Origin of the sequence: Psychrobacter sp. SWN149 (genome assembly GCF_015864565.1) — a bacterium.
In the GTDB taxonomy this organism is placed as follows: domain Bacteria; phylum Pseudomonadota; class Gammaproteobacteria; order Pseudomonadales; family Moraxellaceae; genus Psychrobacter.
In genome coordinates, this window is the sequence record NZ_JADYWX010000003.1 from 59417 (window position 1) to 84782 (window position 25366).

Below are 25366 nucleotides of genomic sequence, written 5' to 3' on the forward strand. Positions count from 1 at the left end.
GATGACTGAACCATTAATTAAAACCCCTATCAACCATACTTCTATGAATGGCGCATCAAAAAAAGAATCACCCTTACTATTAGATATTGAAAATCTTTCGGTTACTTTCGGTCAAGGGATACGCGCCTTTCGTGCAGTCGATGATGTGTCGTTAAAGATTACACAAGGTGAGGTCATCGCCGTCGTCGGTGAATCTGGCTCCGGTAAATCCGTCACTATGATGGCGCTAATGGGACTGTTGCCACCCTCTGCGACCGTGCGCGCACAGCGAGTGGTGTTTGACAATAAAGACATGCTTAGCATGCCAGCCAAAGAAAAGCGCGGCATCATTGGTAAAGACATCTCTATGATTTTTCAAAATGCGATGTCTTGCCTAAATCCAAGTTTCACCGTTGAGATGCAACTGGGCGAAGTACTACGCAAGCATCTTGGTTTGCGAGGCGCAGCAGTACAGACGCGCATATTAGAGCTGCTAGAGTTGGTTGAGATGCCCGATGCCAAGAATCGTCTCAAGGTATATCCGCATCAACTATCAGGTGGTATGAGCCAACGGGTTATGATTGCGATGGCGATTGCTTGTGAGCCAAAACTACTGATCGCTGATGAACCGACTACGGCTCTGGATGTCACCGTACAAGCGCAAATCATGGACTTGCTGAGCCGATTGCAACGCGAAAAGCAAATGGCGATGGTATTGATCACTCATGACTTGGGACTGGTCGCACAGAACTCACGTGATGTCGCGGTCATGTATGCCGGACAAGTGGTTGAAACCAGTACTGTGCCAGAGATTTTTCAACATCCTGCTCACCCTTATACTGAGGCGTTGCTACAAGCCATCCCAGAGCTCGCTATCGGTCAAGACCGTCTAAACAGCTTGCCCGGGGTCGTACCAAGTCAATATGATCGTCCAAGTGGTTGCCTATTGTCTCCGCGTTGTCCGTATAAGGAGCCCGCTTGCGAAGTTCCGCCACCTATTTTAGATACGCCCAATGGCAAGGTGCGTTGTATTGATTCTAATATTACTTCTCGCCCCTCTCACGCTGCTACTTTGGAGTCCCAAGTATGAGTAACAAAGTGGTCTTAAAAGCAGACAACCTACACAAGCACTACCCAGTATCACAAGGTCTGGGCAAAGCAAAAGCATACGTGAAAGCGCTCAATGGTATCTCGTTCGAGCTTGAAGCTGGGAAGACATTGGCAGTCGTTGGTGAGTCAGGCTGCGGTAAATCAACCCTTGCCCGCCAGCTGACGCTGATCGAAGCGCCTACACATGGTGAGCTATTTATCAATGATGAAGGCACCACTGGCTATAGTAGAAAGGCGCTCAAAGATTTACGTACCGAAATTCAAATGGTCTTCCAAAACCCTTATGGCAGCTTGAACCCGCGCCATACTATCGGCTATCAGTTGACTGAGCCATTGGATATTCATACCAAATTGTCTAAAGAAGAAAAGCGTGACAAAATCAACGAGATGATGAAAAATGTTGGTCTACGTCCCGAACATGCTGGTCGTTATCCGCATATGTTTTCGGGTGGTCAGCGCCAACGTATTGCCCTCGCCCGCGCCATGATGCTCAATCCTAAAATCGTCGTCGCTGATGAACCGACTTCCGCACTCGATGTATCCATTCAGGCGCAAGTACTAAATCTATTTATGGATTTGCAGGATGAATATCGTACCGCTTACGTTTTTATCTCGCATAACCTATCGGTCGTGCGCCACGTCGCTGATGATGTGATGGTCATGTATTTAGGTCAGGCCGTCGAGCACGGGCCGAAAGAAGCGATTTATAATGCGCCAAAACATCCATATACCATCGCCCTATTGGCTGCTGCACCAACGGTAAATGGCCATAAAAATGATTTGACGCTACAAGGTGAGCTACCAAGTCCGCTCAACCCACCAAGTGGCTGCGCCCTACACAAACGCTGCCCATATGCCAAGCAGCAATGCAGCGAGATAGAGCCACAACTGCGCGAATGGGACGGTCGATTGGTCGCTTGTTTACGCTTGGAAGAAATATATGGATAATGTGACTAACGGTTAAGCTATATTTACTACACCTCGGCACTTAGGAAATTGACTACAACCGTAAAAGGCCTGACCTTGATTCAGGCCTTTTTTTGCAATGCGTTCAACCATTTCACTGTTACATTTCGGGCAAGTTGGCGCTTGGACCAAATTAGCAGTATGGTTTGTCGCCTCAAATATTGCAGGTGCTTCCACCTGTGGCTCAGGCTCTATAACCTCAAACGGCGTAAAAAACACTTTATCAGCAACATCATGCGATATACTGACATGTGGTGTGTTTGTCTGCTGAGTATTCAGACTGTCAATAGGTAAATCACTAGATTCAATCTCAGTCTGACCAGACCATTGCAGCACTTCTCGGCTTTTCAGCGTAGCTCTTTTCGCGGGCTCTTTTGCTATCGACTCTGCTGCAAGTTTATTTGCCATTTTAGCAACTGGTTTATCAGTAGCGTTACCGCTAGGCTGTTTGCTTGAGGGGCTATGCTTGTCTTTTAGATAGGCTTTATGCTCTCGATTGGTGCGCCAAGACTTACTAAATCTGTTGCTATTAATCTGCTCAACGATGGACTTAACCTCGTCTTCAGTCAGTATTTCATCCTGCTTTTTCTTCACATAAGACACCATACCACCTGTCAATACGTGTTCGGGTAACTCATCACGGGTTTTCAGCTCGCACTCACCGATGAAAGCAATCATAGAATGGAAGTAGTTCAGCTCCAATCCTAATAAATCTGCGAGCGTTTTGATATGTAGATAATTTTGGCGCAGTGGGTTCTGGAATTTGAATTTACTTCCATTTGGGAATGATTGCGTCCATTGTCTTTGTGTCTCGCTACCGTATATCCAGCCTTTATAGTTTTTGGTCTCAATCACAAAGATGCCGTATACAGAGACGATGATATGATCGATTTGGGTACTGCCGCCATTGTCTCTTGGCAAGGTAATACCGTTTAATCGGTGATAGACGTTTTTTTCTAGTTTTAACCACATGGCGACGTTGATGACAGTTTCGCCTAGGACACCTTTGAAGGTGGATTTTAGGGACATAATAGCGATCTTTAGAATGGTTATAGAATGTACTAGGCGTACTAATGAGACTCTTTAAATTTAATTAATTAGCACTCTCTTACGACGCTTTAAAGACTTAGAATAATTAGAAGAACATGATCTGATATGTTTATAAAAACTCTTATAAACCCGATCATACTCTTCATCAAACTGTTTAAGTACCTCTAAAGTACTATCGCTAGGATTGGTTTCATATTCATGCTGTGCATTTATCAGGTTTCCACCTGCAATTAAAAACAACTCATATTTTTTCTCAAGCTCTGGAAAATATAAAGCTATCAATATCTCTATCTTGCCACCTTCTCTGTAAAATTCATCCACAGCTAAAGCTTCATCGCCATTGATTGAAAAACTTTTGGATTGAATTTCCTGAATAATGGCTGCAAAATCAACCAGTCTAAAAGCCACTTCCTCAAACTTTATTCTCAAAAAGGCTTCATACTCCCTTTTGCGTTTAGATTTCTGAGTAATGAGAATACCGCATAGTCCAAATATTCCGATTATGCAGGCTGCTATCAAGCCTTCGCTTAGTCCAATCTGTTTTAGCCATGTGATAATTGTTGCCAGCTCGATACTATCCATCTAATTTTTCCAGTTCTGTAGTCATATAATTTATTTTTATATGAGAGCTGCACAAGACGTAAAATGTGACTTTGTGAGCTATCAATCTATTCTAATTTACCACTAAATCATTATGTTGAGGCACAGAATTTAGTACTGATTGCATCAGTTATTTTACCAATAACCATATTGATGAAAGCAGACCAAAAGAAAAACCAAAGATTAAACCATAAAAAGAGCCACCAGATTTCTCCGGCAACTCTTTTTTTAAACGCTAACTAAGTTAGGTTTATTACACTAAACTATTTACCGCTTCAACCACAGCATCAGTCGTAATACCAAACTCTTTGTATAACTGATCTGCAGGGGCAGATTCACCATAAGTGGTCATACCGATGACTTTGCCATCTAGACCAACAAACTTATACCAGTAATCCACATGCGCCGCTTCTACAGCGACGCGGGCACGGATATTGGCAGGCAATACCGCTTCACGATAGCTAGCATCTTGCTCTACGAAAATCTCAGCACATGGCATAGAGACCACACGGACGCCAACACCATTTGCGCTCAATGTCTCATACGCTTCCATCGCAAGGCCAACTTCTGAACCAGTAGCGATGATGATGGCTTGTAGCTCGCCCTGCTCTTTCGCTAGTACATAACCACCTTTAGTGATGTTCACTACTTGCTCGCTATCACGTGCTTGATGTGGCAAGCTCTGACGGCTAAAGATCAATGCTGATGGGTTGTTTTCAGATTTGATTGCTTCTACCCAAGCACTTGCAGACTCAGTCGCATCACACGGACGCCATGTGCGTAGATTTGGCGTGGTACGTAGGCTAGTCAACTGCTCAACTGGCTGATGCGTTGGGCCATCTTCACCCAGACCGATAGAGTCATGCGTATAGACATGGATGACGCGCTGCTTCATGAGTGCGCCCATGCGTACCGCGTTACGAGCATATTCCATAAACATTAGGAACGTCGCTACGTAAGGGATAAAGCCGCCATGCAATGCGATGCCATTGGCAATCGCAGTCATGCCGAACTCACGTACACCATAATAGATATAGTTGCCGTCAGCGTCTTTTTCGATACCTTTAGCGCCTTTGAATAGCGTAAGGTTCGAGCCAGCTAAATCCGCTGAACCACCTAGCAATTCTGGTAATAATGGCTGTAAGGTATTGATAGCGTTTTGACTGGCTTTACGGCTAGCAACATCGCCGCCCGCTTCTTGCGTTTGCTGAATATAATCTTGTGCTTGGCTATCAAAATCAGCAGGCAAATCACCATTTAAACGGCGTAACAACTCAGACGCCAGTTCAGGATAGGCTTTCTTATAAGCGTCAAAGTCCGCTTCCCAGTTCTTTTGCTGTACATCGCCTTTGGCTTTAGCATCCCACGCTTCATAGATTTTGTCATCTAATTCAAATGGGGCGTGCTTCCAAGACAGCGCATCACGAGTCAAGGCGATTTCGTCATCACCTAGTGGTGCACCATGACTGGCTGCTAGACCCTGCTTGTTCGGGCTACCAGCACCAATTGTAGTTTTGCAAATCAGAAGACTTGGTTTAGCAGTCTCTTTAAGCGCCTGTTCAGTTGCCTGAGTAATCGCATCGGCATCATGACCATCTACTTTGATAACTTGCCAGCCGTAAGACTCAAAACGCCCTTGCGTATCATCTGTGAACCAACCTTCAACATTACCATCGATAGAGATACCGTTGTCATCATAGAAGAATACTAGTTTGCCAAGACCTAACGTGCCAGCCAATGAACAAACTTCATGACTGATACCTTCCATCAAGCAACCATCGCCTAAGAATGCGTAGGTGTTGTGGTCAACGATGTTATGGCCGTCACGATTGAACTGTGCGGCTAAGGTTTTTTCAGCGATAGCAAAACCGACTGCGTTAGCAATACCTTGACCTAGTGGACCAGTAGTTGTCTCGACACCTGGTGTATAGCCAAGCTCAGGATGACCTGGCGTTTTTGAATGCAGTTGGCGGAAACCTTTTAGGTCATCAACGCTGACGTCATAACCAGATAAATGCAGCAATGAGTAAATAAGCATTGAGCCATGGCCATTCGATAATACAAAGCGATCACGGTTGTGCCACTGTGGATCGGTTGGGTTGTGCTTCAAAAACTTGCGCCACAGAACTTCAGCAATATCAGCCATGCCCATCGGAGCACCTGGATGTCCAGAGTTGGCTTTTTGTACCGCGTCAAACGACAGTACACGAATGGCATTGGCTAATTTACGTTCGCTAATTGGAGCTGGCATAGAGTGTCCTAATATTCAAATGAGGGGTATGGCTGATAAGAGGAGAGTTTACTCAAAGGGTAATAAAATAAGGACGCAAAATGCGCCCTTACCGTGTTGGCTATAAAATCAAAGTGCAATATTAACATATTTGATGCAAGTCACGCCAAAAAATGGCATGGCTTAGCGATGAGTATTTCACAGTAACTTATATCAATTTTATCAAAATACCCATAGTAATACGTTGTAAATCATTACAGCAAAATAACCATTTAAACTGAAATAGTCTCAGCACCGCCCATAAACGGACGCAATACTTCTGGAATCGTGATGCTACCATCTGCGTTTTGATGGTTTTCCATGACTGCCAATAGTGTACGACCAACTGCCAAACCTGAACCATTCAGCGTGTGTACTAGGCTGGTTTGCTTGCCATCTTTGACACGTGTTCCCATGCGGCGCGCTTGGAAATCACCGCAGTTAGAGCAGCTTGAGATTTCACGGTAAGTATCTTGGCTCGGTAACCATACTTCGATGTCATAAGTCTTTTGTGCGGCAAAGCCCATATCACCCGTACATAACTGAACGGTGCGGTATGGCAGATTAAGCTGCTGCAAGATATATTCGGCCTGTCCAGTCATTGCCTCTAGCAATTCGTCAGACTGCTCAGCCGTGGCAATATTGACCATCTCAACTTTTTCAAACTGATGCTGACGGATCAGGCCACGAGTATCACGGCCATGTGAGCCAGCTTCACTACGGAAACAAGGCGTATGCGCGGTGAATTTCAATGGTAGCTCTTTGATATCCAAACGCTCGCCACGTACCAAGTTGGTCATTGGCACTTCAGCAGTAGGAATGAGATAAAAGTCCATGTCCTCATTGTTTGTGTGATTTTTTAGCTTAAACAAATCATCTTCAAACTTTGGCAGCTGCCCTGTACCTTTGAGGCTGTCTGAATTCACAATATAAGGCACATAGGTCTCAAGGTAGCCGTACTTCATTGTATGCGTATTCAGCATAAATTGAATCAGTGCGCGATGCATCTGAGCCAACTGTCCTTTTAGCACGTTAAAGCGACTACCAGTCAGCTTGGTCGCAGCTTCAAAGTCTAGCATACCAAGTGTCTCGCCAATATAAGTGTGATCTTGAATCTCAAAATCAAACGTACGCGGCGTGCCCCACTTGCGCACTTCTACATTATCATCTTCTGAGGTACCCACTGGCACATCGGCTGCTGGAATATTAGGGATTTGCATGCCAGCTTTTGTGATGCGTTCTTGCAAAGTGCGCAATTCATCTTCAGCCGCTTTAATCTCGCCGCTGACACTTTGCATCTCAGCCAATAGCTCACTGGCGTCTTCGCCTGATTTTTTTAGCGCGCCTACTTGCTTAGCACCCGCATTACGGCGCGACTGTAACTCTTCAGTTGTGATCTGCAAAGATTTACGCTCTGACTCAACCGTTTGCCAAAAATCCATGTCAAGTGCATAACCACGAGTGGCCAGTTGCTGTTGTAAGTCGATTAAATCGCCGCGTAAGAGTTTTGCATCAATCATAATAGTTGCCTGTAACACTAAAGGTGAGTAAAAGGGTTAAAAAATATTATTAATAATTACCTAGCGCATGCACCGCTATGTTTTGCATCAATATGTCTGGTAGCCGCTATAATACCAAGACGCAGCAGATTTGGCCATGTTTTGACCTCTGCTGATTGCATTTTCATTGATGACTTTCATTGTCTGTCGTCCATTATATTGGCCTCAAATGCCTATCTGGACGCTTAGCTCGCGCCCACAAGCCTCGCCCCTCTTTATTAAAATCATTAATATCGCCTCTATCAGTGCACAGAACGGCTTATATGTTTCATTTAGGGATACTTTTCGGTAAGATAAGCGCATACCTTTTTTTACTTTCAGCCAAGTAAAGCATTGCCGCTCCGCTTTGGCGATTTAAATCCAACACTTTTAATCTAAGTATTTGAGAAACCTTTATGGCCCTGTACCCTTATACGCTCCAACCTGTCGCCTTAAACATAACTGAGGCTGAATTTCATCAAGCACAGTATGAATTGTTTGCCAGTGCCAGCCCCTCTTTTGGTCTATCAAGCTTTAAGAATAAAGAATGGATCATCATGGCAGTGGTTGTGGTACTTGCTATTGCAGGACTTATCTTTGTGACAGGCTACTCAACCATCATCTTTTGGTTGATGCTCGCTGGTGTGGTGATTTATCTATTGGCTCGTACTTTAGGTTTTAAGTGGTACGTAAAAAGAGAATTCGAAAAACAAGTGGCTGATCAAGAAATGCCAGATGAGATGCGCCAAATGAAGCTCGGCGTACAAAAACATGGCCTCGTCATGGCGATGCCAAGCAATCAGCCTGATATGATGAAAAACTCGCAAATGCGCGGTATGCAAATGCGAGCTGGTAGCATGCAGCAAGCCGTTATTCCATGGACTGCTATCAAAAGCTGGGATGAGACTGACGACTATATTTTTATGATGTTTGAGCTAAAGGGTCAACAAGGCAGTCAAATCGTGCCTAAACGTCTGAAAGCACAGAAATTCCCGATCGATACAGTACGTCAGCATTTACTAGAAGTGATTCCTTCTAAAGGTCTGAACCCTGAAAACTTGCAGCCACCAGCATAATAGAGGTAAGCATTTCTCTATCATCGATAGTAATGGTAGAGAAAGCTAATTATAGTTTTATAAAACCAATCATAAAATTGTATTTATTAAAATTAACTTATTAATAATAGTTTGCTATTATTATAAGCATCAAAAGAAGAAAGACAGCTGATACCAATAGGGTCACAATTAGAAGATGTGAATTATGACTTCGATTTATTTACAGCTACGACGCTTCTTTATTCAATCTCGCATAATAACACTCACACTATAAGGACAATACTATGAGTAATACTAATAACGCTACTAACCAGATCGGTCTAGAAAAAGCAGACATGAGCGAAGTCATCGCACAATTGAATAATCTATTATCAACGTATCACGTGTTCTATTTAAATGTACGTGGCTACCATTGGAACGTAAAAGGTGAGCACTTTTTTACTTTGCATCCAAAATTTGAAGAGCTATATACGTCACTACAACTACAAATCGACGAAATTGCTGAACGTATCTTGACTTTGGGTGGTACGCCGCTTCACGCTTATAGTGATTTCACTCAGCACACGAGCATCAGTGAAGACAAAAACGTCAAAGACGGCACAAGCTGTGTCAAAGGCGTGGTCACTGGGTTGCAATCATTAATTACAGAGCAGCGTCAAGTATCATCGCTCGCTGCAGAAAGCGAAGATCAAGGATCAGCCGACTTGGTAGATGCCTATGTACAAGAACAAGAAAAACTAGTGTGGATGTATAACGCATTTTTAGGTTAATACCAGTTAAATCTATCTAAGCCAGTAAATCTAAGTAACTACTAAAATCTAGATCATAAAAAAGCACCCAACTGGGTGCTTTTTTATGATCAGTATCTTATAGACCTCTGATCTACTTTTGCATCCATTGGCGCATTTTTTCACGTTCAGCAGGGGTTGCTTGTAGCCAAATCTGCATAAAGGTATCTAACGTATTGGTAGAGGCATTCACACTCGTAACCTGCTTGATAGGTGCTGCTGATGCCATGTTGGTATTACTTGAGGCAGTAGTTGCTGGCTGACCTATAGCGGCAATCGCACGTTGGTTTTGTAGTTCTGCATCACCTGCACCGCCGAATACGCCGCCCAATGCTTTACCCAACCCTGAAAACAAGCCACTCTGGTTGCCAGCCATACCTTGCTGACTAGCAATGACGGTATTGTTTTGCTGTACGGCGAGCGTTGGCTGTTTAGCATAGTCTCTAGCAGTCTCATAATCTTCTGGCTGATCGGGCATCGTCAAACGATAGGTTTGATTGTCAGCCAATTGTGCCGTCACACTGACATTACCTGAACGCAAATAGTCATGCTCATCACGAGCCAAGTTGTACAAGCGGTCATATTTAGCAGTGATAGCGTGTTGACCCGGCTCGAGAGTGAAAGTCTTTGTCAATGGCTGAAAAGCGCTCTGTTGAACCTCCTGCCCATTGATAGCGGTTACTTTAATATGATCATCGACCAATAACGTCACTGCGGCTTGTGACATCATAGAGACCGAAGTAGCACCGACCAACAATGATCCAATGGTCAATTTTTTTAACAAAGAAGCATTCGATTTCATAAATTATTCCGTTAATAGTAAAAGCATATTGGATGAAAGGATTCGTGTTCTTGCTAATAGATTCCTAATATCGTTGACTCAACTCAACACAGAAACAGCTAGCGCGACAGATTAAAAATCAAGTGGCATCGTATGTTGGTCTTGAATAGCCGAATCGCTATCCACTTGTGTCTCTTGAGCGATGTCAGCAAGCTCTGCTGCCAATGTTTGTTCGTCAATGGTACGTAGCGCATCGCTAATCACTGCTTTAGATATATTGCTACGTCCAAGGTTAGAGAACATCGGCTGGATATAATTGAGCACTTCCATCATTGCACCGATACGGTGAGGGCCTTCTGTCAGCAAATGATTGAGGATTCGATCATCAAACTGCCAACCGCGACGACGTAAGATAGACTGTAATAATGCCTGACGATCTGCTAAATCGTGACCTGTAGGTACTTTAAAAGTGGGCGCTTGTGCCAAACGGGTTAATAAATCCCTCAGCTGAAAAGGCAAATCATCGGCGGGTTTATTGGCGGCAAACAACAGTTGACGCTGCCCTTCACGGCTACGATTGATCAGATGGAACAATGCTTCTTGCCATTGGCTGCTTTGCTCAAGCACCTCTAAATCGTCAATCGCGATGAGATCAAAATTCTCTAAAGACGATAGTACATGCACATCGGTTTGGATCAGCTCATTAAGGGACAAACAAATCGCAGATTTGTCCATCTCAATAAACGATTCACAGATAGCAGACAGCAGATGGGACTTACCCGTCGCAGGACTACCGAACAGGTATAGCTGACCAATCAGGCCGACATGAAGTTGCCGCACTGCATCAATAATCGACATCCAACCGGGACCTGCAAAGTCGCTGAGACTTGCATCATGTTTAATGTCTAGGTTGAGACTTAGCTGTGCTTCTGCCATGAATCATCAACTCGTTTTGCGTATTGCAATAAAAATAAAAAGATAAAAGTAAAATAAATCAATATGAGCTAGCGTCGGTATTACTGGGCATAAAATCTATTGCAACTTAAGGGCATGTCATCATTTAGATTCTGAAGCTTAAAATGAGGGACATGGCAGCCATATTTTTTTTAAAACCTGCATGAGCAAAGATGTCACTAGGATACGTAAAAATATCACAGTAATAGCGCATACCATTGATACTGCGCCTATATATAACATATTTACAAAATGACTGACAAGTCTTTTACCTACTAAGCCTTGTCAATCGTTACTCCCTCACCGCATTATTCCTATCTGCACTCTATCTATCTGGGTATGTTGGGCGTTAGCGCATTTATTTATTTTCAAACAGTAACAACTGCTTACGACCTTTATAAAAGTCAGTCGTACGATAGTACGCATATGCATGGCGAAACAATACATTCAGCACAGCGGACACCGGCAGCGCGATCAACATTCCTACGAAACCCAATAAACTGGCCCCTGCCAATACGGCAAATATCACCCATAGCGGTGATAGGCCAATCTTATCACCAAGTAGTAATGGCTGCAGAATATAACCTTCTGCGGCTTGCCCTACTAAAAACGCACCAACAATCAAGGACAGGTAGGTCCAATCCAATCCAAATTGAAATAAGCAGGCAATGATCGCCGCAATGAACCCAATACCGAAACCTAAATAAGGGACAAAGCTGGCAATGCCCGCTACCATACCAATGATCAGACCAAGCTCTAACCCAATGAGCTGCAGCTGTATCGCATAGATAGCACCCAGTAACACCATCACCAAAAACTGACCTTTGATAAACGCCATCAAGGCCAAATCACACTCTTTGACTATTTCAATGACTTGTTGGCAGTAAGCAGTGGGTATTGCCATCTTCCATGTCTTCAAACGCTGATCCCAATTAAATAAGAAATAAAAGGTCAGAATAGGCACTAATACAATGAGACCTGCGTTATTTATGAAATTCATACTAGAAGTCAGTATTTGGCTCATCATAGTGCTAGCATCAGCAAACTCATAATTCGTCTGCATATAGTCAACGAGTGTTTCTGAAAAGGCTTTGGATTCTAATTCAGGCAGTCGAATACGGGTATTGTTGACCAGCCAATCACGCACCACTTGGTTGTACCAATTAAATATCTTGGGCAAATAATCCCAAGCGGCTTGTAGCTGATGCCACAATGTTGGTACCAACCACCAGAGTAATAACGCCATTCCCAAGGTAATGGTGGCATAAACAATGATAATCGCCATCCAACGCTTGATATATTTTGACAGTCGCTTTACCAACGGGTTGAATAGATAAGCCAGCATGAACGCCACGACAAATGGCACGATAACAGGCAGCATCAAATATAGTAAAACCAGAGCCACAACTAAGGCAACGACAATAAATAAACGCCGGAAAAAGATATCTATTGGTTGTTTGATCATGACAAGTAGTCCTAGATTAAGCTGATTTAGAAAAATACCGCGGTGAAATTAATACAAGATAAAAAATCTGCCACACAATAAAGCACAATCGTCATCAGTGATTCATTAAATGCGTCGCTCTCTAAAATGTATCCATTGCTCTTCTTGGTAGATAATCTGCTTTATTAAATTAACACTTAGCGAATAAGAATATTTAAACAACTATATTAGGCAACATTTAACGATAAATTTAGCGTTTCATTATCGCAGAGTACGGCAAAAAATCCGTCATTTTTTGTTTCTAAGCAACTTATTTGCCACTTAAGGCAAGTCTTCACTAAATATCAGCCAAATATTCGTAAGTTGCTTTGCGAGTAGGGTCTGTTTTTGGGTATAATGCGCCCACTATGTGCGCAATTAACACAACCGACCAGCTTTTCTACTGATAGACCTTCATTCCCTATAAAATTTGTGAGATGACCATGAGTAACAAGCCTTCTTTAAGCTACAAAGATGCCGGCGTTGATATCGATGCAGGCGATGCTTTGGTTCAGCGAATCAAGTCCGTGGCAAAAGCCACTACTCGTCCTGAAGTCGTGGGTGGACTGGGCGGTTTCGGTGCACTATGCCGTATCCCAACAGGTTATACATCTCCATTATTGGTTTCGGGCACTGATGGCGTGGGCACCAAGCTTAAATTGGCCTTACAGCTCAATCGTCATGACACGATCGGCATCGACTTGGTTGCCATGTGCGTCAACGATTTGTTGGTTTGCGGTGCAGAGCCATTATTTTTCTTAGATTACTATGCAACGGGTAAGCTCGATGTCGATGTAGCAGCGACTGTCGTGACAGGTATTGGCGATGGCTGTAAGCTCGCTAACTGTGCCCTTATTGGCGGCGAAACCGCTGAAATGCCAGGCATGTATCAAGACGACGACTATGACCTAGCTGGATTTTGTGTCGGCGTGGTTGAAGAAGCAGAAGTGGTTACTGGTGAAAATGTTGCAGAAGGTGATGTATTGATCGCACTGGCTTCTAGTGGCGCACACTCTAACGGTTACTCATTGGTACGTAAGGTCATCGAGGTCAGCGGTATTGATGTGACGACTAGCGATGAACAGCTAGACGGTCAGCCTATCCAAGACGCACTAATGGCTCCTACTCGCATCTATGTTAAAGCCATTAAAGCGCTACAAGACACCCTTGGTAGTTCAGCCCTGCACGCCATGTCGCATATCACTGGTGGCGGCTTAACAGATAACTTACCTCGCGTACTACCTGAAACGCTAGCAGCAAGCATTGATACAGCCAGCTGGCAGTTCTCAGAGCTATTCACTTGGCTACAAACCCAAGGTAACATCGAACAAAGCGAGATGTACCGCACCTTTAACTGCGGCGTCGGTTTTGTCATCGTCGTGCCTAAAGACAAAGCTGAAGCAGCCATCAACATATTGAATGACGCTGGCGAAAAAGCATGGAACTTGGGTGAGATGGTCACACGCGAAGCGGATGCAGTGGTGTACCGTTAATGGTATCTGATACGTCAAACCAACCTATCAAACCATTACGTATCGCCGTTCTGGTATCCGGTAGTGGTAGTAATCTACAAGTATTGATCGATGCCATGCAAGCTGGCGCACTACCGATTGATATAGTAGGTGTCATCAGCAATCGTGATGACGCTTATGCCATCACTCGTGCCAATGATGCTGCTATTCCAGTCGCAGTACTATCACACGTTGCTAACGGCAAACGTATGGGCATCAAAACTTTTGAAGCTCATGCCAGCGAGCAACTGACAGCATGGCAACCTGATCTGATTGTGTTGGCCGGTTTTATGCGTGTACTAAGTGGCGCATTTATCGACAATGCGCCAGCACCGATGATTAACTTGCACCCTTCTCTATTGCCTGTTTACAAGGGGCTTGATACCCATCAGCGAGCGATACAAGCAGGAGAGCGTCACCATGGCTGTAGTATTCACGTCGTCACTGCTGAGCTCGATGCGGGTGCTGTTTTGACTCAAGCGCTGTTAGAGATCAATCAAACAGAGACGGCTGATAGCTTACAAGTACGTGTGCAAAAACTTGAGCATAAATTGCTGCCTTGGACAATTTTGCTATTAGCAAATAAAGTATTGTCACTGGATACTAGTAATGAAGTCAGCAATGAAACCTGCAACGAAATTAAGACAAGTTACTTGCCAGCTTTGCCATTACAGCTGTTTATAAACACTTAGAAGTTTCAGCTTATCAAATTGCCTGTTTTACCGTTCTATTTAATGCAATAAAAAGCCCAGTCAACTCATAACGAGTGACTGGGTTTTTTTTTCAATGGTCATCTAATGACGACCATATTAATATCTAACAGCAATATCAACCGCCATTAAAAGACATGCACGGCCTTGATGTTTACAAACTCTTTGATACCAAAACCGCCATGCTCACGGCCATAACCTGAGTTTTTGACGCCGCCAAATGGCAATGCAGGATTGGCTAGACCATAACCATTGATATAGACCATACCAGTATCAAACTCTTCACGTGCTAGACGTACCGCTTTGTCTGTATCTTTTGAGAAGATTGCACCGCCTAAACCATAGCGACTGTCGTTAGCGATATGTAAAGCATCGTCTTGGTCTTTTGCACGAATGAGCGAAGCCACAGGACCAAATAACTCATCATCATAGGCAGGTTGACCTTTCTCAACGTTCTCTAAAATAGTAGCTGGATAAAAGCTGCCTTTACTATCAGGAATTTTACCACCGACCGCGATTGTTGCGCCTTTGGCCACGCTTTGCTCTACTTGCTCGTGTAACTGTTCTTGTAGATCTTTGCGAGCCAATGGACCGATATCTGAGCTGTCATCCATAGGATCACCAGATTTCGTACCTGCAAACTTCTCAACGATACGCTTGCGGAATTCATCATATACACTATCGACTACAATGAAGCGTTTTGCGGCAACACAAGTTTCACCATTGTTGATTAGGCGTGCTTGTGCACAAGTCTCTACTGCTATGTCTAAGTCAGCATCTTCTAATACGATAAAAGCATCATTTGAGCCAAGCTCTAATACTGCTTTTTTGATGGCTTTTGCCGCTTGTTGACCGACGATGACACCTGCTTTATCGCTACCTGTGAGCGTTACACCGCGTACTTTATCGTTGTTGATTAAATCTTCTGACTGGTCGTGACCGATGATAATGGTACGGAAAAGATCATTTGGTAGTTCAGACTCATGCAATATTTTTTCAATCAATAGACCAGAGCCTGTCACGTTAGATGCGTGTTTTAGCAAAACACTGTTACCTGCCATCAAGTTGGCGATGGTGTAGCGGAATACCTGATACGCTGGGAAGTTCCAAGGCTGCATACCATAGATAATGCCGATAGGCTGATAGCTAACCAATCCTTTTCTCATGCCTTCGATATCACGTACATCGTCAGCCAGTGCTTCGATACCGTTTTCGGCCGTATAGTCACAGATTGCTTTACACAGATCAATCTCTTGCAGGCTTTGGCTATATAACTTACCACGCTCTTCAGTCATCAGCTTAGCCAGCTCTTCCTTATGCTCAATCAGTTTATCACCGATAGATTTAATGGCTCGGCCACGCTCTTCGTGGCTCACAGTGCGCCATGCCAAAAAGGCCTCATGTGAGGCATCAACGATCTTATTAACTTCTTCTACGCTCATGTAATCGTAATGTTTAATCTCTTCACCCGTGGTTGGGTTGATAGTAGTGATATCTGACATGTTATTGTCCTTGTTATTTGATTTTATATATATTTAATATTGTTGTTTGTATCGTTAATATCATAATGCTTTTATTAAATTATAAGCTTCCATCGAATAACCTTTTGTACGGTTCAATATTTCGATGGGCCATTGTTTAACTGCGATTATCATAACAAGATATTTTACTCAGAGTTTTACAATATATTGTGAAGTGTGTTGAAGATGTTAAGAGTGTGACTGTTTGATTAAGTATGTCTAAATATTAGATCATGCCCTTAGTCTGATAATTAAATGTTAGTTAGGATGAAAACTGCTAACCATTTGCCAAAGTTCACCACCTATAGGACGTTTTAATAAACCAAAAAAAACCAACGCTTAGGTTGGCTTTTCTAGTTAAGAATGACTAGAAGTGGCTAATATAGTACATCATGGATACAGTAGCCCATAAATAATCATAGGGGCTTTATGACATTTTTATCAGATCAAAACAAATGATTAATCACAGGTATCTCTTGCGGTGGGTTCTCTTCTTCGTCAACGATTTGACGAGCCACATGCATGATCAGTTGGCGCAACCAACGATGGGCTGGATGATGTTGCAATAACGGGGACCACGCCATTGTCAGCTCAAATTCAGGAATAAAGAATGGGGGCTCTTCCATCCTAATACTGTCGTTATTGGCCTGCATTCTTGCCACACGGGTTGGCAGCGTTGCTACCAAATCCTTGTTGGCAGCAAGCATGGCTGGCATCTGATAATGACGAGTAAAGACACTGATTTGACGTTTTTGTCCTAAGCGCTGCAATGCCTGATCGATAGATCCTAGCCCACCTGACTTTTCTGGATTGACCCCAAAGCCCACGCCCATACCAGTTTTTGATACCCAAACATGCTGCGCTTTCAGATAGTTTTTTAAATTAAACCGATTGGCGTAAGGGCTGTCAGAGGATAGCAAACACGTAAAGGTATCACGCCATACCAGCACCTGATGAAAGCTCTGTGGTATCTCATTAAAGCGGTTAATTGCCAGATCAACGCGCCCCTGCTCCATATCACGGTAGGAGACGTCTGATGGCGTCAAAAAATCCAAAATAACATTGGGTGCCTCAGAACGCAATGCTTTCACTAGTTTAGGCACTAGGGTCGCTTCTGCATAGTCTGAGGTCATGATACGAAATACACGCGAGGTGCTATAAGGTCTAAATTCAGTGCGCGGCTCTAGCACTTGCGTCAAATCAGCCAATATCTCACGAATACGCGGCTGCAACTCAAGCGCACGCTCTGTCGGCGTCATGCCTTCAGACGAGCGAACCAACAGAGGGTCATTAAACAACTTGCGCAGACGGCGCAAAATATTGCTCATAGCAGGTTGGGTGATACCAAGCTGCTCAGCTGCACGAGTGACGTTTTTTTCCCGTAACAACACATCTAAATGGACTAATAGATTTAAATCAACCCGCTGCAAATTCATATGTAATTCTCTTGGACTTTAAGTAAATACCTCGACAAGCTTGGTATTTTCTGTGTTGTTATGACGAGTGACGACCAATAACAGCCTATTTTCACTAATTTCTGTCTAACTTATTCGAACATATACTAAGTATAACTCATCTTAGTCGATGTAAGGTACTGTTATATATAGTTTATAACCTATGGAAATACCAAAGATAACTATCATAAATTAGATAAATCTTGGTAAGGCAGTTATAGTAAATCCCATAAAGAGATTGTAACGCAGACGATAAATATGAGTTTTATAAGCGGATCATATTCAGCTTAACAGTAGGATTTGGTCGCAGACTAGGATGTATTATCAGCAATGAAATACTGCTAGCTGGCATCGTCATTGTAACATCTCTTACGGTCAATTATGACACCACTATTTACTAAATGCTAAAGCGCTTTAAAGACACATAAGTGAGATAATTTAACAGTTATTTATCAACTCCCAAGTTCAGTAATATTGTTGTATTCGTCACAAAGTTTGTTTAGGGTAAAGAAGACATAGATTGGTTATGTACTCTCATATTTACGCTATATAAGATACCGACAGTGCCAATATCAAATATGAACAGACGATTTTTAGTCTAATAAAATGCTTTAGCAAAATAAAATTATTATCTCAACATTCAATTTATTTTTACACCCCACCAAGGAGACTATAGATGTCAACTGCATATAAATCAGCGATCGATCTAGTACGTGAATTAAAGCAAAAACACGGCAACTGGCAGAATATCAGTGAAGTCGACGCGGCACGTATGATGTCTCAAAACCGTTTCAAAACTGGTTTAGATATTGCAAAATATACAGCAAAAATCATGCGTCAAGATATGGAAGACTATGATAACGATACGTCTCAGTACACACAGTCTCTAGGTGCTTGGCATGGTTTTGTTGCACAGCAAACCATGTATGCTAAGAAAAAATATTTTGGCACTACCGCTAAAACGTACATCTATCTATCAGGTTGGATGGTTGCAGCATTGCGCTCTGAGTTTGGTCCTCTACCTGACCAATCAATGCATGAGAAAACATCAGTACCTAAGCTAATCGAAGAAATCTACACGTTCTTGCGTCAAGCAGATGCTAAAGTATTGAACGACTACTTCCGTGAGCTAAACGCTGCTGAAGAAGCGGGTCAAGACACGACTGAAATCCAAGCTAAAATCGAAAACTTTGATTCGCATGTTGTGCCAATCATTGCTGATATCGATGCAGGTTTCGGTAACGAAGAAGCCACTTACCTATTGACTAAGCAAATGATTGAAGCCGGTGCTTGTGCTATTCAGGTTGAAAACCAAGTATCTGATGCTAAGCAATGTGGTCACCAAGCAGGTAAAGTCACTGTACCGCATGAAGACTTCATCTCTAAGCTAAACGCCATCCGTTATGCATTCCTAGAGCTTGGTGTTGAAGACGGCATCATCGTTGCTCGTACTGACTCTGAAGGCGCATCATTAACTCAGAAAATCCCAGTATCAAATGAGCCAGGCGATTTAGCTTCTAAATACATCGACTTCATCGAAATGGAAGAAGTTACTTTAGAAAATGCCAACGAAAACGACAGCTTACTTAAGCACAACGGCAAACTAGTACGCCCTGTTCGCTTGCAAAACGGTCTATATCAATTCCGTGAAGAGACCAACATCGACCGCGTTGTACTCGACTGTGTAACGGCTCTAGAAAACGGTGCAGATCTACTATGGATTGAAACACCAACGCCAAACGTTGAACACATCAAAATGATGGTTGACCGTATTAAAGAGCAGCAGCCAAAAGCGAAGCTTGTATACAACAACAGCCCATCATTCAACTGGACGCTTAACTTCCGTAAGCAAGTTATCGCACAGTGGGAAACTGAAGGCAAAGATATCTCTGCATACAATAAAGATGATTTGATGAGTGCTGATTATGATGGTACTGATTTGGACAAAGCAGCTGATGAAGCGGCTAAAAACTTCCAAAAAGATGCCTCACGTGAAGCAGGTGTATTCCATCATCTAATCACGCTACCTACTTATCACACGACGGCGCTTAGCGTACATGAGCTTGCTAAAGGCTACTTCGGTGAAGAAGGCATGCTTGCTTATGCAGCTGGTGTACAACGTAAAGAAATCCGCGAAGGCATCGCTTGTGTTAAGCACCAAGCAATGGCTGGTTCTGACCTTGGCGATGATCACAAAGAGATTTTCTCTGGTGACAACGCTCTGAAAGCTGGTGGTGGTAAAAACACCATGGATCAGTTCAAATAGACTCCTATTAAATGATTGATTCGTTATAAATAACGACATCATTATTACCAAAAGCCGCCCTACATCATGTAGGGCGGCTTTTTTATTGCAGTTTAAATAATCAGAGAATGGTAGACTAATAATGGTTAATCACAATCATTGATCAGAGCCATCAGTCAGAATTATTAGGAGCTAATATGCAAGAGATAGAGCTGAAGTTTTTGGTACCAGAGTCGCGATTAAAGGGTTTGATGCGTCAAGCAAAAGTCAAATCTTCACAAGTGACCCAACTGGCTGCACACTATTACGATACGCCTGACCAGCAGCTGGCACAGGCCGGTATCGGTCTGCGGATTCGCAAAGAAGGCGAGACGTGGGTGCAGACGATAAAAGCGGGTGGCGATGGTTTGGCTGCGCGCTTAGAGCATAATGCGGTATTAGATAATGAGCAAGTACAGGACATGCTCGATAATAACGAGCTGATGCCTGATCTTACTATTTATAAAGATACTTCTATAGCCACTGCCCTAGCTGATTTTAAGCTCAAAAAACTGGCCAAGCAGTTGACCCGACTGTATGTGACTGATGTACAGCGTACCACTCGGTCGCTTATAGAAGATGATAATGACGATCCCAATAACTGTCTTGAGGTAGCTTACGATTATGGAGAGATTATTCACGGTACAGACGATTCTCAACGAGAAGCTATCCAAGAGATAGAGTTTGAGCTGGTCTCAGGAGACTTGGACTTTTTATTTTTGACAGCCAAGACATGGTGCAAACGCTATAAACTTTGCTTATCTACTGTGACCAAGGCCGAGCGCGGCGGCCTACTGATCAATGGACGAGACCACAGTCCAGCCGTCAGTGCTAACCTCAGTCAACTACAAGTAAGTAAAGACAGTAGCATGCCAGCCTTTGTACGAGCAGCGGTACATAACTGCCTACTACAGATACTACCGAATAGCAGCGCTATCGTTGCTGGAAGCACAGAGGTCGAGCATGTGTTGCAGTTGCATACTGGTATTAAGCGCTTGCTGGCGGCTTTAAAAGCATTCGCAGATTTTTCTGATGAGATTAATCCGGACTGGCTACCGATACTGCAACAGACAGCTGTGTTGCTTGATGACTATCGTCAGCTTGCTCATGTGGTCTCACACGTTGAGCCACTGCTGCAAACCTATGGCGCTCCTACTGTTGACTGGGCCACAGATATTGATGCTATCAAAGTCACTCCCATCGATGCCGTACGAGCCAACGACTTTCAGCTTACTCTGCTAGAGCTGATTGCCTTTGCCATGAGCGATCCTAGTATCGAACCTAAAGCCGATCATCTAGCCCACGATAAGCTAGAGAAAATCCTCTCTAAAGAGTACGAAAAGTGTTTTGAGAGTGATAATGAACCTGATGAAAGCAGTGACGCTGAGCTTGATAGTGACGATATAACCGATGATGACAACCAAGCCGAATATAGGTTAAGTAATCATCTAACAGATTTACTTTATATCAGTGAGTTCTCAGCATCCTTATTACGTAAGAAAAAAACTAAGAAGAAGACCACACGCTGGCTAAAACGCCTGAAAAAAGCACAAATAGCACTGGAGCAACACAGTGCTGACAGTAGATATCAGCAATGCTATGAGTTAAAGTCAGCGACAGATGCTCATGCGCTATATGGTGCTGGTTGGTTCACAGCCACACTGGAGCATGACTACGATCCGACTGCAAAACACTTGGCCAAATTCAGAGACAGCTCAATATTTTGGTGATGTTTATTAACAGCTGCTTTTAATGGTTTGTTTATTCAGCCACGATAGTCACTGGCATGCCTGCTTTTACTTGCTCGTATAGCGCCACGATATCTTCGTTGCGCATACGTATACAGCCATGTGAGAGCGGCATACCCATCGGTTCTGTGTCTGGCGTACCATGAATATAGATATAACGCTGATACGTATCACAGCCGCCTTGCTCATTACATCCTTTATTTGAGCCATCTTCAAGGCCACTCAGCCAAAGGATACGGCTCAATATCCAATCACGCTTAGGATGTAACGCGCCAAGATCTGCATCATAAATCTCACCTGTAGGCACACGACCGATGAACACTGCATTCATCGGCTCACTGCCGCCTATTTTTTCTGCGATGGTATGCATGCCTAGCGGCGTACAGCCACTGTCTTGTAAGCTCCCTATCCCGTTTTTGGCCGTAGATACCGTATATCGACCAACCTCGGTCTGTTGTTGATAGATTGTTAGTGTTTGCTCAGCGATATTAATCACCAGCTCTGTATCATGAGTCTTCTTATTTGTCATATAGGTGTCCAGTTATCAGGTATTTATTCAAGTATTTATAAGGTCACTATCAAAGTCATCCATAAAATGATTGGAAATTTCTATTATTAAGGGATTGTATCAAGGCATTTGGCACCGTAATATAGGGGCACACTTTTTGATGCTAGCAGATTATGACGACTATTTCACCGACACGTGTGTCGATGTATGACTTTCTATATCATGATACTCAGCCTATGCTGTCTCTTTTGGCTGATGCCGCGCAATTATCATTACCGCAAGCACGCTTAGCAATGGATGCCAGTCTACAGGCGATTGTGAGCGCACTGCTTGCCTACCAGCAGCGCCATCAGGGGCAAGCCATTAGCAAAAAGCTGTTTGGCCGTAGTGCTGTCAAGGAGCTACGACAGTACAATTCCATGAACTTTGCGACCATTAGTGCGACGCTATATCATCGTCATGATGCGGCTGATGCCATATTCAATGACAGTGCCCGTGTTATCAAAGCGAGCGATCATATCGCCGCCCAAATGAGTACCACGACACAGCAAGTTCAAATATTACTGACCTCTTTATGCGTGATTGTGCTTCGTGAATTGGCTATTTTGGCAGAATATAGCCAATTAGATAGCGATGAGATCAATAAGTGGTTTGCCCTGCAGCCACAGTTTTTATCAGCAGCACGTTTTAGTACAGATTCTGCCTTGTCTACTGAGGCAGAAAAGGAGAACAGCGATGGCATTAACGATACGACTGCCGAACCAGTATCCGAGCATTCGGACATTGAGTCAGAAGATACCACAGAGCGCAGGCTACTAGATACTGAGCAGCTCTCAAGCACGCCGCCCATTTTTGATACTCACTGGTACGAGCTGACTGGGTTTAAACCTGAGAATTATGAACCTACGCAAGACATGCAATTGGCAACGGGCAACTATCTAAAAGCCATTGGCCGCTCACCTGATAACTTGCCGCAAGGTCGTCATAATGACATGCTGGTCTTTGCAGAGATGCCTGCTATTGCATTGCCACATCAACGCTGGTTATTACAGCTGGCAAAAATCTCTGATATCTATCTTAGCCGTAACCGTCTACGCATCAACTCTGAACCTACCAATCCACCCAAACCACCACTCGTAAGCTTGGGGTTAATCGGTGGTAATAGTGACAATACGCCAGCAACAACCAGTGAAAAACCCATTGAATATGAGGCATCCACGCCCCTTTGGAAAAACCCTGTAATTCTCATCATCATATTGGTCGTTGGGGTGCTGGGCGCGCTTGCTACCTTTAAGTATCAATCACAACAACTTGATAACGCCCTCATTGCAAACCAAGAGAGTTTCGATAAAGACACCATTGAGGATCGTCAACAACAAGATGTGGCTATCGTCAGAGTAGATGATACTGATACCAAAGTAGAATAAACAAAGTAGACCTATTCGCGCGCGACATGGTGATTTTTAGCGAAATTATTTTGACAATTCTCTATCAGCCATAAAAAAAGAGGCGCTATGAATATAGCGCCTCTTTTTTTTGCATACAATCTAAGTTTTATTTAGCGATGATTCGCTTAAATGATTACTTAGACAAATCGCGCCCACGGCTGGCTTCGATAGCCAAACGTAGACCATTTAGACGGATAAAGCCTTCAGCATCTTTTTGATCATAAGCGCCTGCATCATCTTCGAAAGTCGCGATTTTTTCATCAAACAATGAATCATCTGATTTACGGCCCACAACGCTTACGCTGCCTTTGTACAGTTTTAAACGTACCGTACCGTTGACATATTCTTGTGACTTGTCAATTAAAGCCTGTAGCATCATACGCTCAGGGCTGAACCAATAACCGTTATAAATGATTTTTGCGTAGCGTGGCATCAGCTCATCTTTTAGATGTGCCGCTTCACGGTCAAGCGTTAACGACTCAATACCGCGATGCGCTTTTAGCATAATCGTACCCGCTGGTGTCTCGTAGCAGCCACGTGACTTCATACCGACGTAACGGTTTTCAACGATATCCAAACGACCGATACCGTGCTTGCCACCAATCTCATTCAGCTTAATCATAAGCTCAAAAGGCTTAAGCACCTCACCATCAATAGCAACGATGTCGCCTTTTTCGTATTCTAGCTCTAGGTACTGTGCTTCGTCAGGAGCTTGTTCTGGGCTGACTGACCAGCGCCACATGTCGTCTTCGGCTTCAGCATACGGGTCTTCTAAAACGCCACCTTCATAAGAGATATGCAGTAGATTGGCATCCATTGAGTACGGCGATTTTTTCTTATTGCCCGCATAATCAATGGCAATGTCATGCTCTTCGGCATATTTCATCAAGCTTTCACGGCTTGATAGATCCCACTCACGCCAAGGCGCAATGGTCACTACGTCTGGTGACAAAGCAACCGCACCCAGCTCAAAACGAACTTGGTCATTGCCTTTACCAGTCGCACCATGACTGATGGCATCGGCGTTGTGTTCTTTTGCAATCTCAACCAAACGCTTGGCAATCAATGGGCGGGCGATAGAAGTACCAAGTAAGTACTCACCTTCATAGATAGCATTGGCACGGAACATAGGGAAGACATAATCACGAGCGAACTCTTCGCGCAAATCTTCGATATGGATATGCTTGATACCCATGGCCTGCGCTTTGGCTCGTGCTGGCTCAACTTCTTCGCCTTGACCGATGTCAGCAGTAAAGGTAATCACTTCAGCATCATAAGTCTCTTTGAGCCATTTAGCGATGATTGAGGTATCAAGACCACCTGAATATGCCAATACGATTTTATTGATGTTTTTTGGATCAAGTTGAGCCATGAATAACTCCTATTATGAGAATGTAGTATAAAAAAAAGCGCTAAAATCAAATCGAAAGCCAGTTACTTGCTCAGTGTACATCATATTTACTATAGGCAAAAGTCTAACTGCCATAAGGCTTGAGGTTTTGCTATAAATTCTGAACGAAATTATTTTGTGTCACTGTCATTTAGCCTGCAACTTATAACCCTATAATATCAGTATTGATAACAATGTAAGCAGTGATGCCTATGAACAT

General features: G+C 43.5%; 20 protein-coding genes. 9 read left to right on the forward strand and 11 right to left on the reverse strand.

The window, feature by feature from the left end:
* Nucleotide 1 precedes the first annotated feature (1 nt).
* Both I6E86_RS05730 and I6E86_RS05735 read left to right on the forward strand, forming a co-directional pair.
* Nucleotides 2–1069: an ABC transporter ATP-binding protein gene (locus I6E86_RS05730; RefSeq protein ID WP_197176059.1), complete on the forward strand. Its 1068-nt coding sequence runs from the start codon at nucleotides 2–4 to the stop codon at nucleotides 1067–1069.
* A complete protein-coding gene (locus I6E86_RS05735) occupies nucleotides 1066–2037 on the forward strand; it encodes a peptide ABC transporter ATP-binding protein (protein WP_197176061.1) in 972 nt (323 codons plus the stop codon). Before I6E86_RS05730 ends, I6E86_RS05735 begins: the two co-directional genes overlap by 4 nt.
* A 12-nt stretch (nucleotides 2038–2049) precedes the next feature.
* Here the strand turns inward: I6E86_RS05735 and I6E86_RS05740 are convergent, their stop codons facing one another.
* The 4 genes from I6E86_RS05740 to serS form a co-directional block, all read right to left on the reverse strand.
* A complete protein-coding gene (locus I6E86_RS05740) occupies nucleotides 2050–3084 on the reverse strand; it encodes an NERD domain-containing protein (protein WP_197176063.1) in 1035 nt (344 codons plus the stop codon).
* 60 nt (nucleotides 3085–3144) lie between these two features.
* Complete coding sequence (locus I6E86_RS05745) at nucleotides 3145–3687, reverse strand: hypothetical protein (protein ID WP_197176064.1); 543 nt, start codon at nucleotides 3685–3687, stop codon at nucleotides 3145–3147.
* Between the two features lie 271 nt (nucleotides 3688–3958).
* Complete coding sequence (gene tkt, locus I6E86_RS05750; protein WP_197176065.1) at nucleotides 3959–5956, reverse strand: transketolase; 1998 nt, start codon at nucleotides 5954–5956, stop codon at nucleotides 3959–3961.
* Nucleotides 5957–6207: 251 nt separating this feature from the next.
* Nucleotides 6208–7494 carry a serine--tRNA ligase gene (serS, locus tag I6E86_RS05755; protein WP_197176066.1) on the reverse strand — a complete coding sequence of 429 codons (1287 nt, stop codon included), beginning with the start codon at nucleotides 7492–7494 and terminating at the stop codon, nucleotides 6208–6210.
* Nucleotides 7495–7928: 434 nt separating this feature from the next.
* Here serS and I6E86_RS05760 point away from each other — a divergent pair, with 434 nt between their 5' ends.
* Together I6E86_RS05760 and I6E86_RS05765 are read left to right on the forward strand one after the other, a co-directional pair.
* Nucleotides 7929–8588 carry a YcxB family protein gene (locus I6E86_RS05760; RefSeq protein ID WP_197176067.1) on the forward strand — a complete coding sequence of 220 codons (660 nt, stop codon included), beginning with the start codon at nucleotides 7929–7931 and terminating at the stop codon, nucleotides 8586–8588.
* Between the two features lie 263 nt (nucleotides 8589–8851).
* The gene (locus tag I6E86_RS05765) at nucleotides 8852–9337 is read left to right on the forward strand and encodes a Dps family protein (RefSeq protein WP_197176068.1); all 486 of its coding nucleotides are present in this window, start codon (nucleotides 8852–8854) and stop codon (nucleotides 9335–9337) included.
* Nucleotides 9338–9449: 112 nt separating this feature from the next.
* Here the strand turns inward: I6E86_RS05765 and I6E86_RS05770 are convergent, their stop codons facing one another.
* The 3 genes from I6E86_RS05770 to I6E86_RS05780 form a co-directional block, all read right to left on the reverse strand.
* On the reverse strand, nucleotides 9450–10157 hold the full coding sequence (locus I6E86_RS05770; protein ID WP_197176069.1) for a DUF2057 family protein: 708 nt from the start codon (nucleotides 10155–10157) through the stop codon (nucleotides 9450–9452).
* Nucleotides 10158–10268: 111 nt separating this feature from the next.
* Entirely contained in the window at nucleotides 10269–11072 is an 804-nt protein-coding gene (hda, locus tag I6E86_RS05775) for a DnaA regulatory inactivator Hda (RefSeq protein ID WP_194364891.1), read from the reverse strand.
* A 376-nt stretch (nucleotides 11073–11448) separates the two neighbouring features.
* The gene (locus tag I6E86_RS05780; protein ID WP_194364890.1) at nucleotides 11449–12555 is read right to left on the reverse strand and encodes an AI-2E family transporter; all 1107 of its coding nucleotides are present in this window, start codon (nucleotides 12553–12555) and stop codon (nucleotides 11449–11451) included.
* Nucleotides 12556–13016: 461 nt separating this feature from the next.
* On the opposite strand from I6E86_RS05780, the gene purM reads away from it, so the two are divergent.
* Nucleotides 13017–14066, forward strand: a complete 1050-nt coding sequence (gene purM / locus I6E86_RS05785) for a phosphoribosylformylglycinamidine cyclo-ligase (RefSeq protein WP_197176070.1) — start codon at nucleotides 13017–13019, stop codon at nucleotides 14064–14066.
* A complete protein-coding gene (purN, locus tag I6E86_RS05790) occupies nucleotides 14066–14776 on the forward strand; it encodes a phosphoribosylglycinamide formyltransferase (RefSeq protein ID WP_197176072.1) in 711 nt (236 codons plus the stop codon). Before purM ends, purN begins: the two co-directional genes overlap by 1 nt.
* A gap of 146 nt (nucleotides 14777–14922) precedes the next feature.
* Here purN and I6E86_RS05795 read toward each other — a convergent pair whose 3' ends face one another.
* Together I6E86_RS05795 and I6E86_RS05800 are read right to left on the reverse strand one after the other, a co-directional pair.
* A complete protein-coding gene (locus tag I6E86_RS05795) occupies nucleotides 14923–16296 on the reverse strand; it encodes an NAD-dependent succinate-semialdehyde dehydrogenase (protein ID WP_197176074.1) in 1374 nt (457 codons plus the stop codon).
* Between the two features lie 464 nt (nucleotides 16297–16760).
* Nucleotides 16761–17750, reverse strand: coding sequence for a LysR family transcriptional regulator (locus I6E86_RS05800; protein WP_194364886.1), 990 nt, complete (start codon nucleotides 17748–17750; stop codon nucleotides 16761–16763).
* Between the two features lie 694 nt (nucleotides 17751–18444).
* Here I6E86_RS05800 and I6E86_RS05805 point away from each other — a divergent pair.
* Entirely contained in the window at nucleotides 18445–20034 is a 1590-nt protein-coding gene (locus tag I6E86_RS05805) for an isocitrate lyase (RefSeq protein ID WP_197176076.1), read from the forward strand.
* Between the two features lie 176 nt (nucleotides 20035–20210).
* Nucleotides 20211–21782, forward strand: a complete 1572-nt coding sequence (locus I6E86_RS05810; protein WP_197176077.1) for a CYTH and CHAD domain-containing protein — start codon at nucleotides 20211–20213, stop codon at nucleotides 21780–21782.
* A 31-nt stretch (nucleotides 21783–21813) separates the two neighbouring features.
* On the opposite strand, the gene I6E86_RS05815 is transcribed toward I6E86_RS05810, so the two are convergent.
* Nucleotides 21814–22329, reverse strand: a complete 516-nt coding sequence (locus tag I6E86_RS05815; protein ID WP_197176079.1) for a L,D-transpeptidase — start codon at nucleotides 22327–22329, stop codon at nucleotides 21814–21816.
* A 152-nt stretch (nucleotides 22330–22481) separates the two neighbouring features.
* Between I6E86_RS05815 and I6E86_RS05820 the strand changes: the two genes are divergently transcribed.
* Nucleotides 22482–23735 carry a hypothetical protein gene (locus tag I6E86_RS05820; protein ID WP_197176080.1) on the forward strand — a complete coding sequence of 418 codons (1254 nt, stop codon included), beginning with the start codon at nucleotides 22482–22484 and terminating at the stop codon, nucleotides 23733–23735.
* Between the two features lie 154 nt (nucleotides 23736–23889).
* On the opposite strand, the gene I6E86_RS05825 is transcribed toward I6E86_RS05820, so the two are convergent.
* Entirely contained in the window at nucleotides 23890–25128 is a 1239-nt protein-coding gene (locus tag I6E86_RS05825) for an argininosuccinate synthase (RefSeq protein ID WP_197176081.1), read from the reverse strand.
* Between the last annotated feature and the right edge of the window lie 238 nt (nucleotides 25129–25366).